Annotated in this window: 20 protein-coding genes, 1 tRNA gene and 1 other RNA gene; 6 read left to right on the top strand and 16 right to left on the bottom strand. The window is 69.7% G+C overall.

All coding sequences use genetic code 11. The annotated features are described in order from the left end of the window. Positions 1-96 precede the first annotated feature (96 nt). Complete coding sequence (locus ACN268_RS27100) at positions 97-6,429, bottom strand: LamG-like jellyroll fold domain-containing protein (protein WP_421485736.1); 6,333 nt, start codon at positions 6,427-6,429, stop codon at positions 97-99. 57 nt (positions 6,430-6,486) lie between these two features. Here ACN268_RS27100 and ACN268_RS27095 point away from each other — a divergent pair, with 57 nt between their 5' ends. Further along, positions 6,487-7,062 carry a hypothetical protein gene (locus ACN268_RS27095; protein ID WP_421485735.1) on the top strand — a complete coding sequence of 192 codons (576 nt, stop codon included), beginning with the start codon at positions 6,487-6,489 and terminating at the stop codon, positions 7,060-7,062. Between the two features lie 124 nt (positions 7,063-7,186). On the opposite strand, the gene ACN268_RS27090 is transcribed toward ACN268_RS27095, so the two are convergent. Genes ACN268_RS27090 through ACN268_RS27075 form a run of 4 tightly spaced genes read right to left on the bottom strand, consistent with a single transcriptional unit; the run spans position 7,187 to position 10,764 of the window. Further along, positions 7,187-8,032, bottom strand: coding sequence for an ABC transporter ATP-binding protein (locus ACN268_RS27090; protein WP_302740862.1), 846 nt, complete (start codon positions 8,030-8,032; stop codon positions 7,187-7,189). Positions 8,033-8,056: 24 nt separating this feature from the next. Next, positions 8,057-8,899, bottom strand: coding sequence for an ABC transporter permease (locus tag ACN268_RS27085; protein WP_421485734.1), 843 nt, complete (start codon positions 8,897-8,899; stop codon positions 8,057-8,059). Then, on the bottom strand, positions 8,896-9,747 hold the full coding sequence (locus tag ACN268_RS27080) for an ABC transporter permease (protein ID WP_421485732.1): 852 nt from the start codon (positions 9,745-9,747) through the stop codon (positions 8,896-8,898). Before ACN268_RS27080 ends, ACN268_RS27085 begins: the two co-directional genes overlap by 4 nt. Positions 9,748-9,798: 51 nt before the next feature. Next, the gene (locus ACN268_RS27075) at positions 9,799-10,764 is read right to left on the bottom strand and encodes an ABC transporter substrate-binding protein (protein ID WP_421485731.1); all 966 of its coding nucleotides are present in this window, start codon (positions 10,762-10,764) and stop codon (positions 9,799-9,801) included. Positions 10,765-11,285: 521 nt separating this feature from the next. Between ACN268_RS27075 and ACN268_RS27070 the strand changes: the two genes are divergently transcribed. Then, positions 11,286-11,414, top strand: coding sequence for a hypothetical protein (locus ACN268_RS27070; protein ID WP_255553766.1), 129 nt, complete (start codon positions 11,286-11,288; stop codon positions 11,412-11,414). A 443-nt stretch (positions 11,415-11,857) separates the two neighbouring features. On the opposite strand, the gene ACN268_RS27065 is transcribed toward ACN268_RS27070, so the two are convergent. Both ACN268_RS27065 and ACN268_RS27060 read right to left on the bottom strand, forming a co-directional pair. Continuing rightward, a tRNA-Ala gene (locus ACN268_RS27065) sits at positions 11,858-11,930 on the bottom strand. An 85-nt stretch (positions 11,931-12,015) separates the two neighbouring features. Continuing rightward, on the bottom strand, positions 12,016-12,615 hold the full coding sequence (locus ACN268_RS27060) for a YqgE/AlgH family protein (RefSeq protein ID WP_088642982.1): 600 nt from the start codon (positions 12,613-12,615) through the stop codon (positions 12,016-12,018). A gap of 141 nt (positions 12,616-12,756) precedes the next feature. Here ACN268_RS27060 and ACN268_RS27055 point away from each other — a divergent pair, with 141 nt between their 5' ends. Both ACN268_RS27055 and mdlC read left to right on the top strand, forming a co-directional pair. Then, positions 12,757-13,560: an S-methyl-5'-thioadenosine phosphorylase gene (locus ACN268_RS27055; protein WP_421485730.1), complete on the top strand. Its 804-nt coding sequence runs from the start codon at positions 12,757-12,759 to the stop codon at positions 13,558-13,560. Positions 13,561-13,714: 154 nt separating this feature from the next. After that, a complete protein-coding gene (mdlC, locus tag ACN268_RS27050) occupies positions 13,715-15,310 on the top strand; it encodes a benzoylformate decarboxylase (protein ID WP_421485729.1) in 1,596 nt (531 codons plus the stop codon). A gap of 164 nt (positions 15,311-15,474) precedes the next feature. Here the strand turns inward: mdlC and ACN268_RS27045 are convergent, their stop codons facing one another. The 8 genes from ACN268_RS27045 to pruA form a co-directional block, all read right to left on the bottom strand. Then, the gene (locus ACN268_RS27045; RefSeq protein ID WP_421485728.1) at positions 15,475-16,455 is read right to left on the bottom strand and encodes a hypothetical protein; all 981 of its coding nucleotides are present in this window, start codon (positions 16,453-16,455) and stop codon (positions 15,475-15,477) included. A 213-nt stretch (positions 16,456-16,668) separates the two neighbouring features. Beyond that, positions 16,669-17,044: a transfer-messenger RNA gene (gene ssrA, locus ACN268_RS27040) on the bottom strand. Positions 17,045-17,149: 105 nt separating this feature from the next. Then, positions 17,150-17,629, bottom strand: a complete 480-nt coding sequence (gene smpB, locus ACN268_RS27035; RefSeq protein WP_204927317.1) for an SsrA-binding protein SmpB — start codon at positions 17,627-17,629, stop codon at positions 17,150-17,152. A gap of 135 nt (positions 17,630-17,764) precedes the next feature. Beyond that, entirely contained in the window at positions 17,765-18,640 is an 876-nt protein-coding gene (ftsX, locus tag ACN268_RS27030; RefSeq protein WP_204927318.1) for a permease-like cell division protein FtsX, read from the bottom strand. A gap of 70 nt (positions 18,641-18,710) precedes the next feature. Next, complete coding sequence (gene ftsE, locus ACN268_RS27025; RefSeq protein ID WP_088642977.1) at positions 18,711-19,391, bottom strand: cell division ATP-binding protein FtsE; 681 nt, start codon at positions 19,389-19,391, stop codon at positions 18,711-18,713. Between the two features lie 118 nt (positions 19,392-19,509). Continuing rightward, the gene (gene prfB / locus ACN268_RS27020) at positions 19,510-20,631 is read right to left on the bottom strand and encodes a peptide chain release factor 2 (RefSeq protein WP_421485727.1); all 1,122 of its coding nucleotides are present in this window, start codon (positions 20,629-20,631) and stop codon (positions 19,510-19,512) included. Between the two features lie 64 nt (positions 20,632-20,695). Continuing rightward, positions 20,696-21,211 carry a PadR family transcriptional regulator gene (locus ACN268_RS27015; protein ID WP_067306179.1) on the bottom strand — a complete coding sequence of 172 codons (516 nt, stop codon included), beginning with the start codon at positions 21,209-21,211 and terminating at the stop codon, positions 20,696-20,698. A 220-nt stretch (positions 21,212-21,431) separates the two neighbouring features. Further along, the gene (gene pruA, locus ACN268_RS27010; RefSeq protein WP_421485726.1) at positions 21,432-23,060 is read right to left on the bottom strand and encodes an L-glutamate gamma-semialdehyde dehydrogenase; all 1,629 of its coding nucleotides are present in this window, start codon (positions 23,058-23,060) and stop codon (positions 21,432-21,434) included. A 449-nt stretch (positions 23,061-23,509) separates the two neighbouring features. Here pruA and ACN268_RS27005 point away from each other — a divergent pair, with 449 nt between their 5' ends. Next, entirely contained in the window at positions 23,510-24,496 is a 987-nt protein-coding gene (locus ACN268_RS27005) for a hypothetical protein (RefSeq protein ID WP_421485724.1), read from the top strand. Positions 24,497-24,511: 15 nt separating this feature from the next. Here the strand turns inward: ACN268_RS27005 and ACN268_RS27000 are convergent, their stop codons facing one another. Continuing rightward, positions 24,512-25,021, bottom strand: a complete 510-nt coding sequence (locus tag ACN268_RS27000; protein WP_421485722.1) for a DUF6912 family protein — start codon at positions 25,019-25,021, stop codon at positions 24,512-24,514. Positions 25,022-25,217: 196 nt separating this feature from the next. Between ACN268_RS27000 and ACN268_RS26995 the strand changes: the two genes are divergently transcribed. Further along, positions 25,218-25,445, top strand: a complete 228-nt coding sequence (locus tag ACN268_RS26995; protein ID WP_067306191.1) for a helix-turn-helix domain-containing protein — start codon at positions 25,218-25,220, stop codon at positions 25,443-25,445. Positions 25,446-25,505: the final 60 nt, after the last annotated feature.

Below are 25,505 nucleotides of genomic sequence, written 5' to 3'. Positions count from 1 at the left end.
GTAGGTGTAGTCGCCGTCGGTGAGCAGCCTGTTGCGTGCGTCGTAGGTGGCGGTCTTGCTGCCGGCGCGAATCCGGTTGCCGCTGGCATCCCAGGCCTAGGTGATGGTGCCCGCCGGGCTGGTCCAGCCGGTGAGCCTGCCGGCTTTGTCGTAGGTGTAGGTGTTGTTGCCGGCACCAGCGGTGCCGGTGGTGTCCTTGCTGGTCAGATGACCGTTCAGGTCGAAGCCGTAGGCGACGGAGGCGACGACGGCGTTGGCGGCGTTCTTCAGGGTGTCGCTGTTGACCCGGCCCAAGTCGTCGTAGCCGAAGGTACGGATGCGCCCGGCACCGTAGTCGATCGTCTTCACCTCGCCTGCGGCGTCGTACGTCAGGTTCTGACGTTGTTCGGTGATCGAGTCGGTGAGGGAGGTGAGGCGGCCCTTGACGTAGCCGAAGGTGGCGGTGCCGGTGACGTCGGTCCTGGTGGTCATCTGCCCGTCGTCGTCGTAGCCGAAGGTCGCAGCACCCGAGGGGCCGGAGGTCGACAGCACCGCACCGCGGTCGTTGTAGGTGTAGGTGTTCGTGCCGGTGGGCGCGCTGACGCTGGTGAGTCTGCCGGCCTTGTCGTAGCCGAGGCTGCGGGCGGCGGTGGTGGACTCCCCGCCGGAGCCGGTTTCGGCGGTGAGTCGTCCGGCGGCGTCGTAGGTGCGCTGGCGGCTGGTCTCACCGGGGGCGCTGATGCGGGTGGCGCGGCCTTCGGCGTCGTAGCCCACGGTCCAGGTGCGGTCGGGGGTGGTGGGGTGGCTGCTCGTGGCTGGCTCGATGGCTGACTCTGGCAGGCCGAGAGTGTTGAAGGTGTAGATGGTGGCGTTGCCGCGTCCGTCGGTGTAGCGGGTGCGGTTACCTGCCGCGTCGTACCCGAAACTGGTGGTGATCGATTCGGTGTCGGTTACTGGTTCGATCTGCCTGACCAGGCGGTTCGCGGTGTCGTACTCGTAGGTGGTGACGACGTTGTAGGGGTCCTTCGAGGAGACCATGTTGCCGGCCTCGTCGTACCCGTACCTCTGGGTACGCAGCACGTCCCCGTCGGCGTTGAGATTGGCGTCGCTCGTCAGGTTGCCGAACAGGTCGTAGCTGGCGCGGGTGGTTCGCCCCAGCCCGTCGGAAACCCGGACCTTCCGCCCGAAGTAGTCGTATCCAAAGTGGGTGACCGCGCCGTTCGGGGCAGTGGTGCGAATGAGGTCGCCCACGGAGTTGTAAGTGTTGCTCGTGACCGCGCCGGTCGGTGACGTGATGGAGGTCAGGTTCGCGGCGTCGTCGTAGCCCAGCTTGGTGACGAGGTTCCGGTTGACCGGATACCGCTCGACGCGGGTCTGGGTCGTCTGGCGGTCCAGGTCGTCGTAGGTGGACTGAACCTGCGCCCCGGTGGGGCCGGTGACGGTCAGTGTCTCGCCGGTGCGGGTGTAGGTGTAGCGGGTCACCGCTCGGTCGTCGTTGGTGCTGTTGGGCTCGTCCTGGGTGATCAGCCGGTTGAGCTGGTCGTAGCTGAAGCGGGTGGTGCCGCTGGGGTCGATGCGCTCGATGACGTTGCCCAGGCCGTCGTACGTCGTTTGGGTGCTCGGGATGAGGGTTTCCGTGACACCCGGGGGCAGATAGGTGGGCGCGATTGCTTTGACCGGGCGTCCCAGGTTGTCGTACTCGGTGCGGGAGATCTGACCACGCGGATCTCTCGTGGCGGTCGCTTCGCCGAAGGCGTTGTAGCCGATCGCGGTGTCGGCTCTGGCGGTGACGGGCGTCTGGCCGTTGCTCTCGGTGGCGACGGCCGGACCGGTCGCCCCCACCTGCTGGCCGACTTCGTCGTACCGGTAGGTGGTGGTGAACGCCGCCTTGTCCGCACCGGTCACGTTTCCACGCGGATCGGTGGCGGAGGTACGCAGGCCACGTTGGTCATAGGTGTAGCTGGTGAGCCGGGTTCGCGATCCGTCGCCGATGATCTTCTCGGTGAGCAGATTTCCCGCGTCGTCGTAGGTGTAGTCGACAGTCTCCGTGACACCGAGCAAAACGAACCAGGGAAGGTTGGACGTCTTTCCGGTGCGGGTGGTCCGGGTGGTGTTGCCATTGCCGTCGTAGGCGAAGGTGTTCGTCCGGGCGAGCCCTCCGGGATCCACGACGGTGCTGGTGAGCTTTCCGGCGCGGTCGTAGGCGTGTTGGGTGACCTGGGTACCGTTCGCCTCCGCCTTCCGCGTCAGATGGCCGGCCCCGTCGTAGGTGTTCTCCTCGACGACGTAGTCGCGCTTGCTGCCGTCGGGGTTGTGGAAGTCCTTCAGGGTGACCTTCTGCAACAGGTCGTCCCGGTAGTACTGGTACTCCAGCCGACGACCCATGGCGTCGGTGTCACTGGCGAGCCTGCCGGCGAAGTCGTAGATGTAGCGGTGCAGGACCAGGTAGTCGCCGGTGCCGGTGCCCGGCGCCCCTTCCGGGTCACTACGCCAGTCCCTCAGCCGTACCTCGGCAACCTTGTTCTGTGCGGTGTACGCCCAGTCGTACCGGTTGCCGTTGGCATCGACCATCGACGTCCGGTTGCCGAAACGGTCGTAGCCGTAGCTGGTCTCCTTGCCCTCCGCATCGACGACCAGGACGGGTCGGTTGTACTCGTCGTACTCGGTCGTGCTGACCCGGTCCGGGTCGCCGCCCAACACGTCTGAGGTGGTGACCTTGACGACGTTGCCGTCCGGGTCGTAGTCGTTGGTGACGCGGGCCTGGTGACGGACTCCGGAAATGACGTCCGTGGTCGCAGGCGCGGTGATGGTCGCTACTCGCGACTGGCTGTCGTAGGTGTAGCTGGTGATGACACCCGCGGGGTAGCTGTCCGAGACGATCTTCTCGGTGAGCCGCCGTCCGAGGGCGTCATAGGTGTAGGTCGTGACCAGACCGGAGGGCTCGGTCACCTGAGCAAGGTCGCCATTGCTGTAGTACGCGTTCATGGTGATCTTGCCACGGCCGTCGGTGCTGGCTTTCAGAAGCCCGGCAGGCTGGAATCCGCCGCCGTACCCGAATTCCAGGCCGTCGGTGTACGTGTGCCTGACGACGCTGCCGTCAGGGTTGGTCTGCGCCATCAACTGGCCGTTGGGGTGATAGGTGAACGACGTACGGTACGTGTTGTCGGTGGGGCCGCTCGACCGCCCGTCCCGAGACTCGATCGCGAGGTCAGCCCGTGGGTCGAACGGGTTGGTGATGCTGGTCGGGTACGTGTAGTAGCTCGTCTGGCACTGGTCGAGGGTGCGGCAGCTTTTCCTCGATGCGAGGTGCCCCTTGTCGTCGTAGGTCATCTCCACCGAGTCACCGTCCTCGTTGGTGACCTTGCTCTGATATCCGTCCTCGTCGTAGGAGTAGGCCCGGACCGCCATCCCCTCGGTGGAATGGTGGACGAAGATGGGACCGCCCGAGGAGTCCGGGATGATCGTGCAGAATGCCGGGTCGTTCGGGTCCGGCTGCGTACAGACCTGGGTGGGAGGCGAGGTAGGCGGAGTGGTGGGCTCCCCTGGCAGGTCCTCCGCACGGGTGTCCCGGCCCAGGGGCGTGCCGGAGCGCAACAGACGCCCGGCGAGGGCGTCGTACTCGTACAGGTACGGTCGATTGGCCGGGTCGAGAACCTGGATGCTGCGCCGCAGATCGGTGTCGCCGCCGTAGATGGCCGGTTGCCCGACCTTCCAGGTGCCGCCGTTGTCGTCGGTGTACTCCTTGACCCGGTCGGTGGCGGTGTCGTACTCGACCTGACTGGCGATCCGGCCGCTGGGCAGTGTCACCTTCGTCAACTGCTGGGCAGCCGGCTTGGCATAGCGGAAGTGCGCCGACACGGTTTCCGAGCCGAGCGGGCGGGAGTAGATCGCCACCTCGTCGATCACCCCGGCGAAGTACCGCTGGGCGGTGCCACCCCAGCTAGGCCACGAGGTCGGAGACGTGGCCGTCGCAGCACCAATCTGGTTGAACGTCAGTGACGAGTGCTCGATGGTCTGCCCGGCACGATCCGCGACCTTGACACCGTCGAGGTACATCGTCTGCGTGGTCCCCATCGCCGACAGCACGACATGGTGCCACTTGTTGTCGTTGACGGGGTAAACCGACGTGACAGGACCGATACTGCCGCCGGCGAACTGTCCGCGTAGTCGTCCGTCAGTACCCGTGTAGAGCACCGGCACGCCGCTGGTCGCGGTCGCACCGACCGCTGCGTCCTGATATCCCAGAAGCGGACCGCCGGTCTGGGTAAGACCGATCTTGAACCAGAGCTCCACCGCGGCGTCCCGGCTCTTCTTGAGCGATCCCTTCGGAAGCTCGACGTACGAGGACACACCGTTGAACGCCGCCGCGGTATTGCTGGTTCCCTCGATGACCCCGGGCTGCGCCAGAGTCGCGTTCTTGTAGGTCCCGGCGTCCTTACCGAGGTTGATCGCGATGTCGCTACCCGCGCCGGTCCCCTGCTCCTCGCCGAGACGGTAGTACGAGTCGGGACGGGCATCTAGTACTGCGGAGCGGTAGTGCGACCCTGCGGCGTAGTCGTAGCTCGTGCACGCCAAGGTCGGAGAGCAGACCTTGGTGAGGAGGTCACCTGTGTACTCGTAGGACCAGACGAGCGCGGCACCGTTCACCACATCGGTCTTGACCGTGGTGATGTGCGCACCGGTCCAGGTGAAGTACAGCGCTCGTCCTGCGGTGTTGCTCGCGCTGTTCGAGACCTGCGCCTTGGTCAGCTTGCCGGCCAGGTCATAGCTGAGCACGACCGACCGGGCCGAGATGTCGGTGATCTTCGCTAGTCTTCCGCCCAGGGAGAATCGGTAGGTGGTGCCTGAGCGGTCCCGAAGCGTCCAACTGGTGCTGTCGACGGTGAGCTGCGCGACCCGGCCGGATGGTGCGGCAAAGGTGCCGTCCGGGTTCCTTCCGAAGCGCACCTCCTGCCCATCGGGGTAGCGGACCACCACATTGCCTGATCCGTCGTCGTCAGACGCCAGTTTCATGTCGTACCGGCTGGACCATCCCGCACCGAAGACGGCCGAGGGCCGCGGGTCCAAGCTGTTGTAGGTGCGCAGCAGGTTCAGTTCGGGGCCCACCGTCACCACCGTGGCGTCGACCGCCGAGGTAGTGAAGTTGCCGTACTGCGCGTCGAATTCGCGGCCCTGCTCCGCATCGGGAGACCCCGCGATGCGGGAGATCAGGTCAGGCTGCGGCACCGAGGTCAGAAGCACGGAGTCCGCCGACATGACCTCGTTAGCGCCATCCTTGACGAACGTGCGCCACAGGTAGCTCTTGGTCCATGACAGCCGGCCGGCCGGCACCACCCACGAGGGATTCGCGCCGTAGCCCGAGTTGGTGCAGTTCGCCGCCTCTCCCGCATCGGTACGGTCGCAGATCTCGAACTTGAACGACAGCGTTGCTCCGGGGGCGGCGTCGGAATCGACGGCCCGTGCCCAGAGCAGTGGAGTCAGCGTCGGCGCTTGATAGCCGTTGCCTGGATAGAGTTCCTGCACCACCGGTGGAACGTCGAACACCTGAAGCACGATCCGACCCGGTGGCACCTGGTGGTCGGTGAAGACCGCACCGCCGGTACGCACCATCGTGAAATCCAGGAAATACGTTCCGGGCGGCAGGGCTTTGATGGTCGCATCCAGCGTCACTTTCGCCCCGCGGGCGATGGTGGTCGACAGGTTCGCAGCGCGCTGCTGGACCACCGCGGCGCCGGTCTCCGCGTTGTACGCACGGTAGGCCAGATAGTAGTTGCCGGGCGACCACGGTTCGGCGCTGAGGTTGGTGGCGGTGATCTTGACGTTGCCGTCCTGGTTCCGCAGCACCGGTGGCTCGGGAGTCGGCTTCGGGATCGCGTATGCCGCATTGTAGGGCGAGTGCGTCACGTAGAGCTTCGGCGCGTTAGCGGTGCTGGTTCCAGCAAACTTCTTCCAGGCCGAGGCATCCGTCGTCGAAGCGCGAAGCGAGAGCCCGTAGTTGGTCTGCTGGCCATTCACCCACCGCTGCACCAGGTCTCTGCCAGCCTTCCCCAGGTCGAACATCTCACCAGCGGCCGGACATGCTGACTGCGACTGCCCCAGCCCGATGTACCCGTGGGCGAACGACCGGCTAGCCAATGCGCCACCTACTGACGGGCCCGGATACGAGTAACCCGTACTGGCCGACCACGACTCCGTCACCGGATGCACGGTCACCTGACGCGATCGGCACGATGCAGCGTCAAAGTTGACCGCAGACAGGGCCACGCCGTGGATCGTGTGGTTCTGTAGTTGGCCAACCAGGCCGCCGAACTTGAGATAAGCAGCGGCATTGGACCCACCCGAGCGGCCCACCAGCAGGTCCTGCCCACCGACGGTCGACGATCCCCCGTGCACGTACATGCTGCTGTCGGCACCCACGCCGCTGACCGGCGGACCCACCGTCGGATCCACCTCAACCGGGAATCTCCGGTCCGGGCTCCAGTCAAGGACGGCGAGGATGCCCGACTGGTGGCGGTCAGCGCCACCGGCACGGTAAAGACAGCCCTGTATTTCGCCGATGGCGCGCTATCGAGCTGGACTGATCTGGGTGGTACCGCAGAGGGAACACCGGCGGCGTTGCTCTCGACCGCGCATCGCCTGCGCATCGTGATCCGTGACGCCAGCGGTCACATCTCGACCAAGTTCCAGAACCTGGACGGCACCTGGCCCACAACCTGGCAACAGGTGGGAAGCCTCACTGCCATCGGATCACCCGACACTATTCTGGACCCACCGTCCGGCCGTACCGCCATCGTCGTTCGTCGAGATGACAATACGCTGCAACACATCTTCGAAACGGCACCGGGATCGTCGAACTGGGGTCAGTGGCAGCCATTGAACCCGAACCCCGACAAAGCCGAAAATGCAGCGACCGACCCGACCATGACCGCAGTGACCGGAATCGATGGAACGTCCTACATCATCATCTTCCGGGACACCGACGATGTGATCCAGATCTACAGTCGTCAGCTGTCGCCTCAGCGAGTCGGGGAAGCGTCAGACGGGAAGTTTGTCCGCAGCTCAGCTCCAGCACCCAGGCCCTGAACCGGTCGTTCTCGCATGGCGAGTCCTAGCGCATCCTGAGCAGTAGAGCGCTACAGAAGGGCGGGACGGGTCCTGAGGGGCCCGTCCCGCCCGTAGCCGCGTCAGCGCGGCCCGGTTCACCCGGTCAGCTCGGCTCCCCTGACAGGGAGGTCCGCCGCTGCGAGGCCATGACCAGGGAGTAGACGTGCTCGCGGAGTTCCCCGAAGAGCGGGGTCTGCTTGGTCGCGATCTGGTCGCGGGGCCGGTCGAGGGTGACCGGCAGGTCCGCCACGACGACCGACGGGCCCTGGGACAGTACGACCACCCGGTCGGACAGGTACACCGCCTCGTCGATGTCGTGAGTCACGAACAGCACCGTCGTACCGGTCTCCGCCCAGACCTTGAGCAGCAGGTCCTCCAGGCTGGCCCGGGTCTGGGCGTCCACCGAGGCGAACGGCTCGTCCATGATCAGCATTTCCGGCCGGACGGCGAGCCCCCGGGCGATGGCGACCCGCTGCTGCATGCCGCCGGAGAGCTGCCACGGGTGCAACCCGGCGGCGTGGGCCAGGCCGACCATCTCCAGCGACTCCTGCACCCGCTGCCGGATCTCGGTGCGGGGCAGGCCCCGGTCGCGCAGCGGGAGGGCGACGTTCTTCTCGACGGTCAACCAGGGGAACAGCGAGCGGCTGTAGTCCTGGAAGACGACCGCCACGCCGTCGCGGGGGCCGGACATGCGTTCTCCCCGGAACATGACCGCGCCGCCGGAGATGGGCAGCAGCCCGGCGATGCACATCATCAGGGTGGTCTTGCCGCAGCCGGAGGGCCCCACCACCGACACGAACTGGCCGGCGTGGACGGCGAACTCGATGCTGCGTACGGCGGGCACGTCGCCCTTGCGGGACCGGTAGGACTTGCTCAACTCCTGCACGTCGAGCACGGGGGTGTCGAGGGCGGCACCGGGCTGGTGCGGTCGGGTCGTCACGGGGTTCATCCGGGGCTCCTACGTGGTGTCGGGTCAGTGGCTTTCCGCGCTGTCGGGGCGCACGTTGCGGTGCCACCGCAGCAGCACCCGCTCGACCAGGGCGAAGACGGCGTTGAAGAGGATGCCCAGCAGCGCCAGCAGGACGATCGCCGACCAGAGCTGCGGGAACTGGAACAGCCGCTGCTGGCTCACGATGTAGAACCCGAGGCCGGCCGTGGCGGCGTACAGCTCGGAGATCACCATCAGGACCAGCGCGATCCCGATGCTGATCCGCATCCCCGCGAAGATCGCCGGGCTGGCGCCGGGCAGCAGGACCCGCAGGAAGTAGCGCCGCCGGGTCAGTCGCATGCTCCGGGCGGCGGTGACCACCGTACGGTCGATGCCCCGGACGCCGTCGTAGGTGTTGATCAGGATCGGCCAGAGGCAGCCCAGCGCGATGAGGAAGACGTTCATCCCGCTGGTGATGCCGAACAGCACGATGGCGATGGGCAGCAGGGCGGTGACCGGCACCGACATGCCCAGCCGGATCAGCGGGTTGAAGAACGCGCCGGCCGGCCGCCACACCCCGATCAGGATGCCGAGACCGACGCCGAGCACCGTCGCCGCGCCGTAGCCCAGGCCGAGCCGGACGAGGCTCGGCAGGACGTCGGCCCGGAACTGGGAACTGAGGAACAGCGACGACGGCGAGGCGGACAGCCAGGTGTCGACGAACGCTGCGAAGATCTGCGACACCGGCGGTACGAACAGGGAGCCCACCATCCGGGCGGCGACCTCCCACACCACCAGCAGCAGGGCGAGCAGCCACAGCGACCGCACCCCGCGTCCCACCGCCAGCGCCGACGTGACCACCGGCCGGCTCAACCCCTGCCCACTCATCGTCCACCCTCCCGCTGTGCCTGGCCCCACGGCACCACCAGGCGCTCGACCAGGTTGAAGCCGTAGTAGAGGCCCATCCCGAGCAGGCCGACGAGCAGGATCCCCGCATAGACGAAGTCGGGTCGCTGCGCCTGCTGGTACGTGGTGATCACTGTTCCCACCCCGTTGGTGGCACCGAGCAGTTCGGCGGAGAGCACCACGATGAGCGCCGTCGAGCTGGCCACCCGCAGTCCGGTGGCGATGGACGGGGCCGCCGAGGGCAGCACCACCCGGGTCAGCAGCCGGGTACGCGTCCAGCCCATGCTCCGCCCCGTGGCCAGCATCAGCGGTTCGGTGTCGCGGACGCCGTACATCGCGTTGAGCAGGATCGGCCAGAAGATCGCGTAGATCGCCAGGGACACCTTCATCTGGGTGCCCAGGCCGAACATCAGGATGGCGATCGGCAGGAACGCCGAGGAGGGGATCGACCGGCCGGCGTGCACCACCGAGGACGACGGCCGGTAGAGGGCGGAGAAGTAGCCCAGGGTCAGCCCCAGCGGAATGCCGACGGCGCTGGCGACGAGCATGGCGAGCAGCCACGCCCACAGGGTCTGCGCCACCTCGGTCAGGAACGTCGCGTCGACGAGCAGTTCGCCGGCCCGTTGCAGGGTGTCCACCGGGTACGGCAGGGAGTCCACCGAGACCGCCCCGGCCCGGACCACCAGGTCCCACAGCACGAACATGGTCACCACGCCCGCCACTCCCAGCACCCAGTCGGGTGTGGGGCCCCACCGGCGGGCCGCGACGGGCCCGCCGGTGGGTCGGGCGTCCGCCTCGACCTGGTCAATCACGTGGACGTCCGACGCCATGTCACGTCCTCTCCCCTCATGGTGGCCCGCCTACCGGGACGACAGGACAGGTCAGGACCGCGCGAAGTCGGTGACGAAGGGCCCCAGGTCGGGCTTCTTCGGGAGCATCTTCAGGTCGACCATCTGCTGGGCCATCCGGTCCAGCGCGGCGACGTCGACGTCCGCTTCGAGGGCGTTCTGTGGTTGGGCGGCGAGGGTCTCCGCCGGCACCTTCTGGCACTCGGAGAGCAACCGGAACGCCTCGTCCTTATTGGCCGGGTCGCTGAGCTGCTGCGCGGTCTCGGCGATCGCCTCGTGGAAGCGTTTGGCGGCGTCGCCCTTGCCGACGAAGCTCTTGGCGGCGACGTAGGTCGCGATGTAGATCTTGTCGCTGCTGGCGAAGGGGTCGGCCAGGCTGCGTACGTTGTCGTTGTTGTTGCCCAGCAGCGAGTAGCCCAGCTGCGCGGCGTCGACCCGTCCACTGAGCACGGCGGGGATCTGCTCGGTGAAGGGCAGCGCCACGAAGCTGACGCTGTCCGGCTCGACCCCGTTGGCCTTCAGCCAGCTCGCGGTCACGATCTGGTTGATGCCGTTGATCTCGTTGACCGCGATCTTCTTGCCGGCGAGGTCGGCGGCCGCCTTGATCGGGGAGTCCTTGCCGACGAAGACGCCCTGCGCGGGTTTGGCCGGCGGCAGCGCGTTGACGTTCACCCCGGAGACCATCTGGATCGGGAAGCCGGTGTTGTAGGCGTTGATCGCGGTGTAGCCGTTGACGTAGCCGAAGTCGGCCGCCCCGGAGAGCACTGCGGCGACCGCCGCCGAGCCACCTCCGGAGCGGACCAGCTCGACGTCGAGGCGGTGCTTGCCGTAGACGCCCTTCCCGATCGCCCAGGTGTTCCAGATTTCGCAGCCGAACGTCGTGACGGAGACCTTCGTGGTGCCGTCCGCGCTGTCCGCAGCGCCTTCGGCCCCGCCGCAGGCGCTCGTGAAGAGCAGCGCGGCGAGGGCGACCATCGCACCGGTACGTCGTGTGTTCATCGTGATGCTCCTATGTGCTTCGCGCGTGGCCCCGACGTCTCCCGCCGCCGGTGCCGGTAGCGGGAATGAGGGCGTTCGGTGGATACGAAGGGACGGCTCTGCCGCGACGGATACGACCGCCTGGCTGCTGCGGTGCGGGTCCGACGCGAGCTGCATCGACTTGGTGATGGTGCTGAATGCCTGAATTGCCGGTTCGAGGGGATCAATCAGGGCCGCGAGAACCGCAGACGGCGTCACGGCATGGCCGGGCAACGCTGGTCACGGTCGGTTCGGGCGGTCGGGCTGCACCCCAGCAGCACCCTGACGCCTCGCCGACTTGCAGCGAAGGTACGGGGCCCGAAAACCCCTGTCAAGATGCGGAATGTTATCTCGCATTGCGTCACCGGCCGGCCGTCGGCACGCTGGCCGGCCCGGCGAACACGCAGGTCGGCGGGCAGATAACGATACGTCTCCCCTGGTTGACCGGGCCGGTGCCGGCGGCTAGCTTCTCCACCAGATGCCGCCGGCCCCCGGGAGTGGACATGAGCGTGGAAGAGCCCGTCGCGGCCGTTCCCGCCATCACCCGCGCGCCGATCGGCCACTGGAAGGGACCGGAGTTCCCCGCCATCCGCCCCGGCACCGGCGCGGGCAAGGCCCTCGTTCCGTTCTGATCGGCAGCTCCGCGCCTCGGCGCACCCTGCCCGGATCCGGCCACACCGTCCGCGTCGGCCGCTCCTGTCCACCCCGTGGCGGAGCAGCCCGTCGTCGGTGACCCCAGCGCCCCGGAAGCTGCGGCAGTCCGTCGCCCGTACCCGTGACGGCCCCTCCGTCGTCGCGGCCGGCCCCGGCGCAGGAGACCGCCCACCCCCGCAACCCCAGCCGGGCAGGCGGGCCGGTCCCCACACCCCAGCGCGCGGGCGGCCGGCCCGGTACGGGCGGAGTCAGGACGACCGGCCACCCCGCGCCACCGACCCCAGCCGGTGCCGGGGTGTCCGGCATCGTCAGCCCGTCGACGCACGCTGCCCCGGCCCGGATGGTGTGGCCAGCCGGGGCCGGACACGGAAAAGCGGCCCGGTCGATACTCGACCAGGCCGCTGACCTGTTGCCTCAAGGGTGGAGCCGAGGGGACTCGAACCCCTGACCCCCACACTGCCAGTGTGGTGCGCTACCAGCTGCGCCACGGCCCCTTGCGGTCGTCCCCGGTCGCCCGGGCACGGAGAGAACTATACACACGCGGCCGAGCATGGTCATCTCGCGGGGGTCCCCGGCGGATCAGTTCAACGCCACGTCCGGTGGGAAGTGTGCGACGGCCGCCATCATGCCGCCCTGTCGGCGCAGCACCATCGGCCAGAGGTCGTCCGGGCGGTCGACGAAGGCGTCCCCGGGCAGCGCGTCGAGCACGAACCAGGAGCCGTCCTCGATCTCCTGCTCCAGTTGCCCGGACCCCCAGCCGGAGTAGCCGGCGAACACCCGGATGCCGCCGATGCTGTCGCGCATCCGCTCCGGATCGGAGGACAGGTCGACGGTGCCGACCGCGCCGGAGATCGGTTGGAATCCCTTCAGCCGGCGCATCGGATGACGCATCCGGGCCAGGCAGATCGCCGACTCCGGCTGCACCGGGCCGCCCTCGAAGAGCACCGCCGGATGCCGGGCGAGATCGCTCCACTCGCCGAGGACGTCCGCGACGGCCACCTCGGTGGCCCGGTTGAGCACCACCCCGAGCGCCCCGTTGGCCTCGTGGGCGACCAGCAGCACCACCGTACGATCGAAGTTCGGGTCCTTGAGGGCCGGCGTCGCGACCAGCAGCCGCCCGGTCATCGACTCCACGGCACGACCGCTGATCGCCGGTCCCTCCCCCTGCGTCTCGGACATCGTCAGCCGCGCACCGGGTCCGACAACCGGGCACCACCGACCATCTGTGCTCTCACCGCCATGCCTGGCACCATAGCCTGCACCCGGTGCGGTGGCTAAGGTCTGACCGACAGGTGATCGAGGGCGGTCGAGGGAGGATCGATGGGTCCGACGGCGGACATCGCGGTGATCGGCGGTTCGGGGCTGTACGCGCTCCTCGACGACGCCACGGAACACCAGGTCGAGACCCCCTACGGCGCCCCCTCGGACGTCCTCACCATCGCCACCGTGGGCGGCCGGTCGGTGGCGTTCCTGCCCCGGCACGGGCGTGATCACCGCCACCCTCCGCACCTGATCCCGTACCGGGCGAACCTGTGGGCGCTGCGGTCGCTCGGGGTACGCCAGGTGCTCGCCCCCTGCGCCGTCGGCGGGCTGCGCCCCGAGTTGGGCCCCGGCACGTTCGTGGTGCCCGACCAGCTCGTCGACCGCACCAGCGGCCGGGTGCAGACCTACTACGACCAGGGCGCGGTGCACGTGGCGTTCGGCGACCCGTACTGCCCGGTCGGGCGGCGTACCCTACTCGACGCGGCGGCCGGGCGCGACGTGCCGGCGGTCGACGGCGGCACGGTGGTGGTGGTCGAGGGGCCACGCTTCTCCACCCGTGCGGAATCCCGCTGGTACGCCGCGATGGGCGGCACGGTGGTCAACATGACCGGCCACCCGGAGGCGGTGCTCGCCCGCGAACTGGCCCTCTGCTACACCTCCATCGCCCTGGTCACCGACCTGGACGCCGGGGTGGAGGCGGGCGACTCGGTCACCCAGGAGGAGGTGTTCCGGGTCTTCGGCGAGAACACTGACCGGCTGCGCGGCGTACTGCTGGACGCGGTGGCCGCCCTGCCGACCGACCGCGACTGCCCCTGCGGGCACGCGCTGGACGGCATCCGGACGCCGTTCCCCCTCCCCTGACCTGTCGCCGCACGCCCCGGACGCGTCCCCGCCCCGGACAGGGCAATAGCCGGTAAAGCGCGCGGATCGCCGGCTGCCGCCCGCTAGATTCGGCAGGTCAGGGGTCCGGTCCCGGCGGACACCGGACGGGTCGGGGACACGGAGGCGGAGGGCGATGGCGACCGTCCGGGAGACCACCTACGACCTGCTCCGCGCCCTCGGCCTGACCACGGTCTTCGGCAACCCCGGCTCGACCGAGGAGCCGTTCCTCCAGGACTTCCCGGCCGACTTCCACTACGTGCACGCCCTGCACGAGGCGTCGGCGGTCGCCATGGCCGACGGGTACGCCCAGGCCACCGGCCGGCCGGCGCACGTCAACCTGCACACCGCCCCGGGCACCGGCAACGGCATGGGCAACCTGGTCACCGCGTGGCACAACCGGACGCCGCTGATCGTCTCCGCCGGGCAGCAGAGCCGGGAGATGCTGCTGATGGAGCCCCGGCTGGCCAACCGGCACCCCACCGAGCTGCCCCAGCCGTACGTGAAGTGGAGCCACGAGCCGGTGCGGGCGCAGGACGTCCCGGCGGCGTTCATGCGGGCGTACGCCACGGCGGCGCAACCGCCGAGCGGCCCGGTCTACCTCTCCCTGCCGCTGGACGACTGGCACCAGCCGGCGGACCCGCCGCCGCAGGTACGGACGGTGGCCACCCGGTTCGCCCCCGACCCGCGTCGGCTGCGGGAGTTCGCCGCGCTGCTCGCCGCCGCCCGCAACCCGGTGCTGGTGCTCGGCGCGGCGGTGGACCGGGCCGCCGCCTGGCCGGTGGCGGCGGCGGTGGCCGAGCGGCTCGCCGCGCCGGTCTGGTCCGCGCCGGCGCCGGAGCGGGCCGCGTTCCCGGAGCACCACCCGCACTACCGGGGGGTGCTGCCGTACGCGATCGCCCCGCTGGCCGAGAAGCTCACCGGGCACGACGTGGTGCTGGTGGTCGGCGCGCCGGTGTTCCGCTACTACCCGCACGTGCCCGGCGACCACCTGCCGCCCGGGGCCCGGCTGCTGCACGTCACCGACGACGCGGACGAGGCCGCGCGGGCCCCGGTGGGGGACAGCCTGCTCGGTGACGCAGGGTTGACCCTGGCCGCGCTGCTGGACCTGCTGCCGGCGGCCGACCGGCCGACGCCGCCACCCCGCCCGACGCCGGAGCCGCCAGGAACCGGCGACCCGCCCGACGCGGACGCGCTCTTCGCCGCGCTGGCCGCCTGCTGGCCCGCCGACGGGGTGCTGGTGCAGGAGTCACCGTCGAACCTCGCCGCGCTGCGTCGTCGGCTTCCGGTGACTCGCCCGGCGTCGTACTTCACCATGGCCAGCGGCGGACTCGGCTACGGGCTGCCGGCCGCCGTGGGTATCGCCCTCGCCGAGCGGGACACCGGGCGGGGCCGGCCGGTGGTCGCGGTGATCGGGGACGGTTCCTTCCACTACTCCGTGCAGGCGTTGTGGACGGCCGCGCGGCTGCGGCTGCCGGTGGTCGTGCTGGTCCCGGTGAACCAGCAGTACGCCATCCTCAAGGCGTTCGCCGAGCTGAAGTCCACCCCGGGGGTGCCCGGACTGGACCTGCCGGGCCTCGACCTCACCGCCATCGCCCGGGGCTACGGCTGCGCCACCCGCGTCGTCGACGCGCTGCCCGACCTGGCCGACGCGCTCACCGAGGCGCTACGCGCCGACGTCCCCACCGTGCTCCCCACCCCGATCAGCACCACCGTCCCCACCCTCCTCTGACCCCGCCCCGCCCCCGCCCCCGTCCCCGTCCGCCCCCGTCCGCGTCCGCGGTGATCAAGAAGTTTGCGTCATCTTTGCCTGGGAAGGTGACGCAAACCTCTTGATCACCGGCCAGCGGGCGACGCTCCGGCGGGGAGCCCGGATACGGCGGGAGGCCGGGTGTGTCAGTGGGCGGTGAGGGTGAGCACCCGGCCGGTGGCGACGTCGAGCACCGGGCGTTTCCCGAGCGGGGCCGCCAACGTCACGGTGACCGGCTTGAGCACCGCCAGGTCGATGCACTCCCCGGTGCCCCGGACCACCCCGCCGCCGACCACCACCACGTCGTCGCGCTCCCACACCAGGGCGGTGGGTCCGCTGTCGCAGGCGCCCATGCCGACCGTGTACGTCAGCCGGGCGCCGTCGATCCGGCGGAGCCGGTCGGCACCGGCCACCCCGGCCGGCAGGGACCGGTCCGGGATAGCGGGCTCCGGGGCGGCGGTGACCGCCCGGGGCGACACCGCCAGACGGGCCACCGGGCTGGTCAGCTCCGCCACGGTGAAGATCCAGGCGGGTACGGCGGCGATCCCCCGGCTGGTACGCACCTCGGCGGTGCCCAGGATGACCCCGGTGACCGTCAGCGGGATGCAGGCGGCCTGGGTGGAGACCGGATCGTCCGGCCGGGTGCCGGCAGTGGGTTCGGCGGGCCGTGGTCCCCGGGGCCGTCCCTCGCACGGTGGCGGGTCGCCCTGGTCCAGCTGCCGGTACGCCTCGGCGGCACTGATCAGCGGGACGGTCAGGGCACCGTCGGGGAACCGGATCGCCCCGTCGGCGGGTACGGCGGTCGGCAGCGCGATCTGGTCCCGGTACCAGCCGGCGCGGAAGGCCGCCTCGGTGCCGGCGTCGAAGCCCGGCTGGCCGGTGAGCACCGTGGCGTCCTGCAGGGGCAGATAGCCGCTGGACCACTCGGGGCCGGGCCGCCACGCCCCGGCGACCTCGGCGGCCCGCTCGTCGAACGCCTCCCGCTGCCGACCCGGATCATTCCCGACCGCCCCGCCGTCCACCGCCCCACCGGGCACCGCACCACCGGGCACCGAGCCGGCTGCCGCACACCCACCCGCCGCCACCAGGAGCCCCAATCCCCACGCCAGCCCTACGAGTCGCCGCATCCCCCTGAGACGCCCACCCGCCCCTCCCGGTTCCCCTCCCCCTCAACGCCTCACCCCGCCCCACCGCCACCATCCCGTTGATCAAGAGGTTTGCGTCAAGTTTGAAGATCAACTTGACGCAAACCTCTTGATCAACCAGCGCGAGGCGGGCAGGGACGGGCGGGGGAACAGTGATGCGCCCCGGTCCGTGGGGACCGGGGCGCATCATCGAGGTGGTGGAGGTGCCGGGAATCGAACCCGGGTCCTTCGCCGGTTTGTCAGGGCTTCTCCGAGCGCAGCTCGCTATGCCTCTACTCGGCCCCACCGCTCACGCGAGCAAGTTGGTGTGACGGGCCCAGTCGCTGATTGATCTCGCCGCACGGACCCCGCGACCGGGTCCGATTGGCCAGCCTTCTAGCTGATGCCGGCTAACTGGGACGAAGGCGTTCCCAGGCCGACAGACTCACTACTCGCCTCAGGCGGCGAGAGCGAAGTCAGCGCGATTTTGCTTGGCGCTTATTGGTTTCCGACGACCGATTCTCGAGACGACGTCGGCTTCCTCGGCTCGCTTCCCCTGTCGCTGCGTACGAAGTCGAAACCAGTCACCCCCTCGACGGGCCGCCGGGTGTGGCGGCACTGTCCAGACTAACGCCTGCCGCAACGGGTTTCATCCCGAGCCCCGGCCCGGCACGCCGACCCGGACAGACGGGACGAATCAGTCGTCCATCCCCTTGCCCCGGCGACCGGACACCCGGGCGATCTCCCGGTCGGCGTCCCGCTTGGCGAGGTCCTGCCGCTTGTCGTACGACTTCTTGCCCTTGGCCAGGGCGATCTCCACCTTGGCCCAGCCGTCGGAGAAGTAGACCTGCAACGGGACCATGGTCAGGCCCCCCTCGCGGGTCTTGCCGATCAACTTGTCGATCTCCATCCGCTTCAGCAGCAGCTTGCGGGTACGCCGGGGCTCATGGTTGGTCCAGGTGCCCTGGGTGTACTCCGGGATGTGCATGCCGTGCAGAAACAACTCGCCGTCGCGTTCCTGGGCGAAGGCGTCGACCAGCGAGGCCCGCCCGGCACGCAGCGACTTGACCTCGGTGCCGGTCAACGCCATGCCTGCCTCGTAGGTGTCGAGGATGGCGTAGTCGTGGCGGGCCTTCCGGTTGGAGGCGACCACCTTGCGGCCCTTTTCCCGTGGCATCCGGCGCCACCTCCCTTCCACTACGCGCACCGACCACCCGGCCGGTGAGCGGGGATCATGCTACCCGAACGACAAGGACCCTCCCGCGCCGTTTATTCCGGCGCGGGAGGGTCCCCACGGAGAGCCCTGCGGTGACTAGACCCGCAGGTAGAAGCGGAGCGTGACCCAGGCGGTGGCGGCGCTGATCAGGCCACCGACGCCGGCCATCAGCGGGAACATCAGGAAGATGTCCGACCACTGGACGGGCGAGAGCAGCCCCTCCAGCGCCTTCAACGAGCCGCTGAACAGCAGTTGTTTCGCCCCGATCAGCGCGACCAGACCCAGCAGCGAGCCGATCAGGCCGGCGACCACCGCCTCCAGCACGAACGGCGCCTGGATGAACCAGTTCGACGCGCCGACCAGCTTCATGACCGCGACCTCACGCCGCTTGCTGTACGCGGCCACCTGGATGGTGTTCGCGACCAGCAGCAGCGCGGCGATCGCCATCACCACGGCGGCGGCCAGCGCGATGTTCTGGATCGCGGTGAGCACGTTGAAGATCTTGTCCAGCAGCCGGCTCTGGTCGACGATCACGTCGACGCCCTCGGTGCCCTGGTACTGGTCGTAGATGTTCTTGTACTGCTCCGGGTTGACCAGCTTCAGCCGGAACGACTCGGGCAGCAGGTCCGGCTTCACGGCGTTCACCAGGTCGGGTGCGTCCTGGTACATCTCCTTGAAGGTCTTGTACGCCTCGTCCTTGTTGACGTAGAGGACCTCCTTGACCAGGGGGTCGCTCTTCAGCTTGGCATCGAGGTCGGTGCGCTGCTGCTCGGTGACGTCGGTCTTCAGGAAGATCGAGACTTCGACGTTCTTGTAGTAGAGGTCCTTCATGTCGCCGACCTGCTTGTACATCAGGCCACTGGCGCCGAGCATGGTCAGCGAGACCGCCATAGTGATGATCATCGCGACGGTCATGGTGACGTTGCGCCACAGTCCGACCAGTACCTCGGACAGGACGTACTTCATCCGCATCGGGTGTTCCTCCGGCTCTCCGGCGTGAGGTGTTCGTCGTCAGGTCGTACGGCAGGGGTGGAGCGCCGGCTCACCCGTAGACGCCGCGGGCCTGGTCGCGCACGATGCGGCCGCTTTCGATCTCGACGACGCGACGGCGCATCTGGTTCACGATGTTGGAGTCGTGTGTGACCATCACGACGGTCGTGCCGGTGCGGTTGATCCGGTCCAGCAGGCGCATGATCTCGATCGAGGTGTCCGGGTCCAGGTTTCCGGTCGGCTCGTCCGCCAGCAGGATCAGCGGACGGTTCACGAACGCCCGCGCCACCGCGACCCGCTGCTGCTCTCCACCGGACAGCTCGTGCGGGTACCGGTGCTCCTTGCCACCGAGACCGACCAGCTCCAACACCTCGGGCACGACCCGGCGGGCCACCGCCTTGGTCTTGCCGATCACCTCCAGGGCGAACGCCACGTTCTCGTAGGCGGTGCGGTTCGGCAGCAGCCGGAAGTCCTGGAAGACGCAGCCGATGGAGCGCCGGAAGTGGGGTCGCTTCCAGGAGCGCATCGACGTGACGTCCTTGCCGTTGACGATGACCCGGCCCTTGTTGGGGGCGACCTCGTGCAGCAGCATCTTGATGATCGTGGACTTGCCGGAGCCGGATGGTCCGATGAAGAAGACGAACTCGCCCTTCTCGATCGAGACGGACACGTTGTCGAGCGAAGGCCGGGACGCCTTCGGGTACGTCTTCGTCACTTGCTCAAGCTGAATCACGGGTGGTGAGTCTACGCGGTGTAACCGCAGAGCCAAGTGGCACGCCCCGCCGATGCGGGACGCGTCATCGATTCGCCCGGTCAACCCGGGATCGACGACGCGCCCCGTTCACACTCGATCACGCAGCGTCGTTGGCGAGCTGCTGCTGCTTGCGCCAGCGGATACCGGCTTCGATGAAGCTGTCCAGCTCGCCGTCGAAGACCGAGGACGGATTGCCGGTCTCCTGCTCGGTTCGCAGATCCTTCACCATCTGATAGGGGTGCAGGACGTACGAGCGCATCTGGTCGCCCCAGGAGCTGGTGCCGCCGGTCTTCAGGCCGGCCAGCTTCGCCTCCTCCTCCTGCCGCTTGCGCTCCAGCAGCCGGGACTGGAGCACCCGCATCGCGGAGGCCTTGTTCTGGAGCTGGGACTTCTCGTTCTGGCAGGTCACCACGATGCCGGTGGGGATGTGGGTGAGCCGCACCGCCGAGTCGGTGGTGTTGACGCTCTGCCCACCCGGCCCCGAGGAGCGGTAGACGTCCACCCGGACCTCGTTCTCCGGGATGTCGATGTGGTCGGTCTGCTCGGTGACCGGCAGCACCTCCACCCCGGCGAAGCTGGTCTGCCGGCGGCCCTGGTTGTCGAACGGGCTGATCCGGACCAGCCGGTGTGTGCCCGACTCGACGCTGAGCGTGCCGTAGGCGTACGGCACCTTGACGGTGAAGGTGGCGGACTTGAGGCCCGCCTCCTCGGCGTACGAGGTCTCGTAGACCTCCGTCGGGTAGCCGTGCCGCTCCGCCCAGCGCAGGTACATCCGCAGCAGCATCTCGGCGAAGTCGGCCGCGTCCACCCCACCGGCGCCCGCCCGGATGGCGACCAGCGCCTCCCGGGAGTCGTACTCGCCGGAGAGCAGGGTGCGGACCTCCATCTCCTGGATGGCCTTGGTCAGCGTGGCGATCTCGGACTCGACCTCGCCCAGCGCCCCGGAGTCGGCCTCGTCCTCGGCCAGCTCCAGCAGCACCCGGGCGTCGTCGAGCCCGGACCGCAGGCTGCCCAGCTTGCTGATCTCGCCGTTGACGTACGACAACTGCGAGGTCACCTGCTGTGCCTTGGCCTGGTCGTCCCAGAGATCCGGCGCGGACGCCTGCTCCTCCAGCCGGGCCTTCTCCTCCCGCAGACGGTCGAGGTCGAGCACCGACTCGATGTTGCGCAGGGTCGCGTCGAGTTCCTTGAGCTGTTCGGCGTAATCGGCAGCGGTCACGACAGACAAGCGTACTGTGCGTGCGGCGGTCCGCTCACGTCACACCACCTACCAGGGCGGATGATCAGCCGACCGGGGCGGTCTTGAGCCAGGACAGCGCGGCCTTGTGGTAGGCGACGGCGAACTCCAGCGCGCTGGCGTCGTACTCGTCGCCCTCCTTCTTGGCGGTCTTGACCTGTTCGCGGACGTAGGCGAGGGCCTCGGTGTGGTATTCGTTCGCCGAGGCGTAGAGGTTCTTGAGCTGGCTGGCCGAGTGCAGGTTGCCGAACGCGATCCGCAGGGCGATCGGGTTGCGGATGGTGTCCCGACCGGGATTCTCCGCCAGCCAGCGGGAGAAGGTCCGCTTGCCGGCCGCGGTTATCGCGTAGGGTTGACTCATCCGCGGCCCGGGCTTGCCCAGCCGCACGAAACCACGCTCAGCCAGCACCGGCAACTCACGGTAGACCTGGCTGCGTGTCATCGACCAGTACGGCGCCAGTCGGCGCTCAGCGGCGGCCATCAGTTGGCCACCTGTCATCGGCCCCTCGTGCAACAGACCCAGCAGGGCCGCCGCGGTGGGGTTGACTCCGGAATCCGCCATGCCCTCTAAGCTGCCACTTTGCCGTCCCGGCGTCCAGGATTTCCGGATTTGCCACCCGGGAGGATTTCCAATGTGCACTGTCGGCCGACGACAGTGCTCCCAGGACCACCCCCGACCGCCGCCCCGGACCCGACCGCGCAGGGCGTGCCGGCCCGTCGCCGGGTCGGGCGGGCCCGGCCGGCGGGGACGTCGTCGCACGCCACCGCCGGCCGTCGCGGGCTCAGCCCATGTGCGGGTACGTGTGGTCGGTCGGCGGCACGAACGTCTCCTTGATGGTCCGGGGGGACATCCAGCGGACCAGGTTGTGCCAGGAGCCGGCCTTGTCGTTGGTGCCGCTGGCCCGCGCGCCCCCGAACGGCTGCTGCCCGACCACAGCGCCGGTCGGCTTGTCGTTGACGTAGAAGTTGCCGGCCGCGTACCGCATCTTCTCGGCCACCGCGTCGATCACCCGGCGGTCGGTGGCGAAGACCGACCCGGTCAGCGCGTACGGGGCGATCGACTCGGCCTGGGCGACCACGTCGTCGAACCGGGCGTCGTCGAAGACGTGCACGCCGAGGATCGGGCCGAAGTACTCGGTGGTGAACGTCTCGTGGGCCGGGTCGGTGCACTCGAACAGGGTCGGCCGGACGAACCACCCGACCGTGTCGTCGGCGGTGCCACCGGCCAGCACCCGACAGCTGGGGTCCCCGCCGATCAGCTCCAGCGCGGCGGTGTGCCTGTCGAACGCGCGGGCGTCGATCACCGCACCGCCGAAGTTGCCGAAATCGGTCACGTCGCCGTAGGTCAACGCGTGGGCGGTGGCGGCCAGCCGGTCCCGCAGCCCGCCGGACCACAGCGACCGCGGCACGTACGCCCGCGAGGCGGCCGAGCACTTCTGGCCCTGGTACTCGTAGGCGCCCCGGATCAGCGCGGTGTGCAGGGCGTCGACGTCGGCGCTGGTGTGCGCGACGACGAAGTCCTTGCCGCCGGTCTCCCCGACCAGCCGGGGGTAGCCACGGTAGGAGGCGATGTTCTCACCGACCGTGCGCCACAGCTGCTGGAAGACCTTGGTCGAGCCGGTGAAGTGGATGCCGGCCAGGTCCGGGTCGGCGAGCACCACGTCGGAGACCTCCTCGCCCCGCCCGGTGACCATGTTGATCACGCCGGGGGGCAGGCCGGCCGCCTCGAACAGCCGCATGGTGAAGTGCGCCGCGAACTGCTGGGTCGGGCCCGGCTTCCAGACCACGGTGTTGCCGAGCAGGGCCGGCGCGGACGGCAGGTTGCCGGCGATCGCGGTGAAGTTGAACGGGGTCACCGCGTAGACGAACCCCTCCAGCGGGCGGTGGTCGAACCGGTTCCACACCCCCGGCGACGAGTTCGGCTGGGCGGCCAGCAGCTCCCGGGCGAAGTGCACGTTGAACCGGAGGAAGTCGATGAACTCGCAGGCCGCGTCGATCTCGGCCTGGACGGCGGTCTTGGACTGGCCGAGCATGGTGGCCGCGTTGAGGGTGTCCCGCCACGGGCCGGCCAGCAGTTCGGCGGCGCGCAGGAAGACCGCGGCCCGCTCCTCGAACGGCAGCGCCCGCCACATCGGCGCGGCGTCCTTGGCGGCCCGCACGGCGGCGCGGGCGTCGTCGTGGGTGGCGTGACCGGTGACCCCGAGCACGTGCGCGTGCCGGTGCGGCTGGACCACGTCGATCGGGTCACCGCCGGCCATCCGCTGCTCACCGGCGATGGTCATCGGCAGGTCGATCCGGTCGGCGGCCAGCTCGGTCAGCCGCCGCTCCAGCCGCTCCCGGTCGGCGCTGCCCGGCTCGTAGGTGCGTACCGGCTCGTTGCGCGGCTCGGGTACGGAGAACACGGCGTCCATCACAGGCTCCTGGGCGATCTCGACAGCGGCGGCGAAATCGGACCCGCAGGCACCGACCGGACGGCCGGACGCCGGACACCGCGCGGGGTAGCTGATCGCGGCGGCGGGACCTCCGGCGATTCTCCCACGCCCGGCTCGGCAGGCTCACGCCCCGCCCGCCCCACACCGTGGATCACGAGGCGGACACCTGCTGTTCGGTGACGATTCCGCAGCGGAAGCGCTATCCGAACGAAGAAAGACAGGGCGGACCGGTTCCCACGGCCGGGCCGGCCCGCCGGCACACCCAGGCACGTCGGCCCGGCGTCCCGGGCGGCCCGCCCGCGCCCGGCCCCCGGGCAGGCCGGGCGCCGCCACGCCCAGCCCGGGGCGGTCCGGCCCGTCCGCGTACGCTGGTTCGGAGGGTGAGGCCCGTCCCGGTGCCGGGGTGGCGCGGTGTCGAAGGGGAGACGATGAGCAACCAGCCCGGCAGCTCGACGGCCGAGTCCATCGACCGGTCGCCGGAGCGGCCGGCCGGGCGCACCGGGTACGCACCGGGCACGCCCGTGCTGGCGGCGCTGGCCCTCGGCTGGCTGGCGGCGATGCTCTGGTCCACCCGGGAGGCGATCCACTCGGCGGCGGTCGGCCTCACCGCGATCACGCTGTCCGCCTTCGCCCTGCCCGGGGTGATCTCCGCCGCCCTGGTCGCCGGGGCGGCCGTCGCGCTGGCCGCGAGCGAGCTGGCCGCCCGCCGGCTCGGCGACCGGGCAGCGCTGCGCTTCGCGGCGGCGATCGGAGCCGGCATGCTGGTCGGGCTGGGCGCCGCACTGGCGATCAACCTGACGTACGCCGACAACGCCACCACCAACACCATCGCCGGCACCAGCGCGGCGGCGGCCATCATCGGTGGGGCGCTGGCCGGGGCGCGTACCCCGGCCCCGGTCGGCGCGGTGGTCACCGCCGCCCTCGGCACACTGCTGTTCGTGGTGCTGTTCAGCCAGGCCCGGGACCCGCTGTTCGACCTGTTCGGGGCCGGCGACTCCCAGGCGTCGCTGGTCGGCGCCGCGAAGTGGGTCTCCCGCACCGAGTCGCTGCTCGGCGGGCTGGTGGCCGGGCTGCTCGCCTTCGGCTACCTGACCTGGGCCCGCCGCCGGGCCGTCCGGCACGCCCCGGAGGCCACGGCCCCGCGCTGGCCGGCCTACCTGCTGGCCGGGGCCGGGCCCGGCCTGCTCCTGCTGCTCACCGAGGTGATCATCCGGATCGGCGGGCGGACCCTGCTGGACCTGGCGGGCGCGTTGAGCGAGGCGGACGCGGTGGCCCAGACCAGCATGGGCACCTCGCGGATCGACAACGGCATCTGGGTGCTCTTCGTGGGCGCGTTGACCACCGTCGTCCTCTTCGGCCGCACCCTCGGCCCGACCCCGCGCGACGACGATCCGGCGGACCCCGCCGAGGACTGATCCGGCCCGCCCCGCTCAGGAGGCGGTACGCAGCAGCAGTTCCCACTCGGACGGGTCGTACCACTCCAGCTCGTGGTCCTCGGCCCCGTCGACCGTGAACTGGGCGTCCGGGTCACCGGCGAGCGCCTCGACCACCACGTCCACGGCGGCGGCCACGTCCCCGACCGCCTCGGCCCCGTCCACGTGCAGTGCGGCCACCGCCGACGCCGGCAGCGGCCCGTCGAGGTCCACCACGCTGGAACCCAGCTCACCGTCACCCCGGCCGACGGCCCCGGCGGGCAGGTCCACCGACACCACGACCCGGCGACGGGGCGCGTCGGGGTCCTCCCGCAGCAGTTGCAGGGCGTCCTGGGCGGCCCGGGTGAAGGCGACGTACTCCAACTCCTCCTCGTCGCCCTCGGCGTACCACTCGCGCAGGGCGGGGGTGACCGCGTGGCCGCCGCTGGCCGGCAGCCCCCGCTCCCGCAGCAGGGCCAGCATCGGCATGGTCGCCGGCACGTACACCCGGACCAGCTCGTCGCCCACGGTCGTCTCCCCTGGTCGTCTCCACTCACCGGGGCGGCGGACGGCCGCCCCGAACGCCGATCATGCCGTACGTCCAGACCGTCATACACCGCGCACCGCCCCGGGGGAAGCCGCCGCACCCGTCGACGGGCGGTGCTGGGCGGGGAAGGCTGTCGGTGGCAAACTGGGCCGAACGACGCCAAGCCGAGGGGTTTCCGTGGAGCCGAGGTTTCTCCTGCTCTCCGACGTGGCCGCCGAGCTGAACGTGTCGGACTCGCAGGTCTACCACATGGTACGCAGCGGCGAGCTGCCCGCCATCAAGATCGGCGGACGGGGACAGTGGCGGGTCGAGCGGGCCCGGCTGGAGGAGTACATCCAGCTCAAGTACGCCGAGACCGCCGAGTGGGTACGCGGTAACCCGCTCACCGACCGCGACCCGGAGTGACCGGACCATCCCGCTGAGCCATTGACCCTGGGCGTTGCCGTGCCCGACAATCGACGCTGT

Origin of the sequence: Micromonospora sp. WMMD735, assembly GCF_049178995.1 — a bacterium.
In the GTDB taxonomy this organism is placed as follows: domain Bacteria; phylum Actinomycetota; class Actinomycetes; order Mycobacteriales; family Micromonosporaceae; genus Micromonospora; species Micromonospora wenchangensis.
The sequence above is the reverse complement of the archived record's forward strand: the minus strand, read 5'-3'. Positions and strand labels throughout refer to the sequence as shown.

Coding starts and splice junctions, on each gene's coding strand:
- ACN268_RS27090 (WP_302740862.1), bottom strand. CDS start 8,032: ATGAACCCCGTGACGACCCGACCGCACCAGCCCGGTGCCGCCCTCGAC.
- ACN268_RS27085 (WP_421485734.1), bottom strand. CDS start 8,899: ATGAGTGGGCAGGGGTTGAGCCGGCCGGTGGTCACGTCGGCGCTGGCG.
- ACN268_RS27080 (WP_421485732.1), bottom strand. CDS start 9,747: ATGGCGTCGGACGTCCACGTGATTGACCAGGTCGAGGCGGACGCCCGA.
- ACN268_RS27075 (WP_421485731.1), bottom strand. CDS start 10,764: ATGAACACACGACGTACCGGTGCGATGGTCGCCCTCGCCGCGCTGCTC.
- ACN268_RS27070 (WP_255553766.1), top strand. CDS start 11,286: ATGAGCGTGGAAGAGCCCGTCGCGGCCGTTCCCGCCATCACCCGCGCG.
- ACN268_RS27060 (WP_088642982.1), bottom strand. CDS start 12,615: ATGTCCGAGACGCAGGGGGAGGGACCGGCGATCAGCGGTCGTGCCGTG.
- ACN268_RS27055 (WP_421485730.1), top strand. CDS start 12,757: ATGGGTCCGACGGCGGACATCGCGGTGATCGGCGGTTCGGGGCTGTAC.
- mdlC (WP_421485729.1), top strand. CDS start 13,715: ATGGCGACCGTCCGGGAGACCACCTACGACCTGCTCCGCGCCCTCGGC.
- ACN268_RS27045 (WP_421485728.1), bottom strand. CDS start 16,455: ATGCGGCGACTCGTAGGGCTGGCGTGGGGATTGGGGCTCCTGGTGGCG.
- smpB (WP_204927317.1), bottom strand. CDS start 17,629: ATGCCACGGGAAAAGGGCCGCAAGGTGGTCGCCTCCAACCGGAAGGCC.
- ftsX (WP_204927318.1), bottom strand. CDS start 18,640: ATGCGGATGAAGTACGTCCTGTCCGAGGTACTGGTCGGACTGTGGCGC.
- ACN268_RS27015 (WP_067306179.1), bottom strand. CDS start 21,211: ATGGCGGATTCCGGAGTCAACCCCACCGCGGCGGCCCTGCTGGGTCTG.
- pruA (WP_421485726.1), bottom strand. CDS start 23,060: ATGGACGCCGTGTTCTCCGTACCCGAGCCGCGCAACGAGCCGGTACGC.
- ACN268_RS27005 (WP_421485724.1), top strand. CDS start 23,510: ATGAGCAACCAGCCCGGCAGCTCGACGGCCGAGTCCATCGACCGGTCG.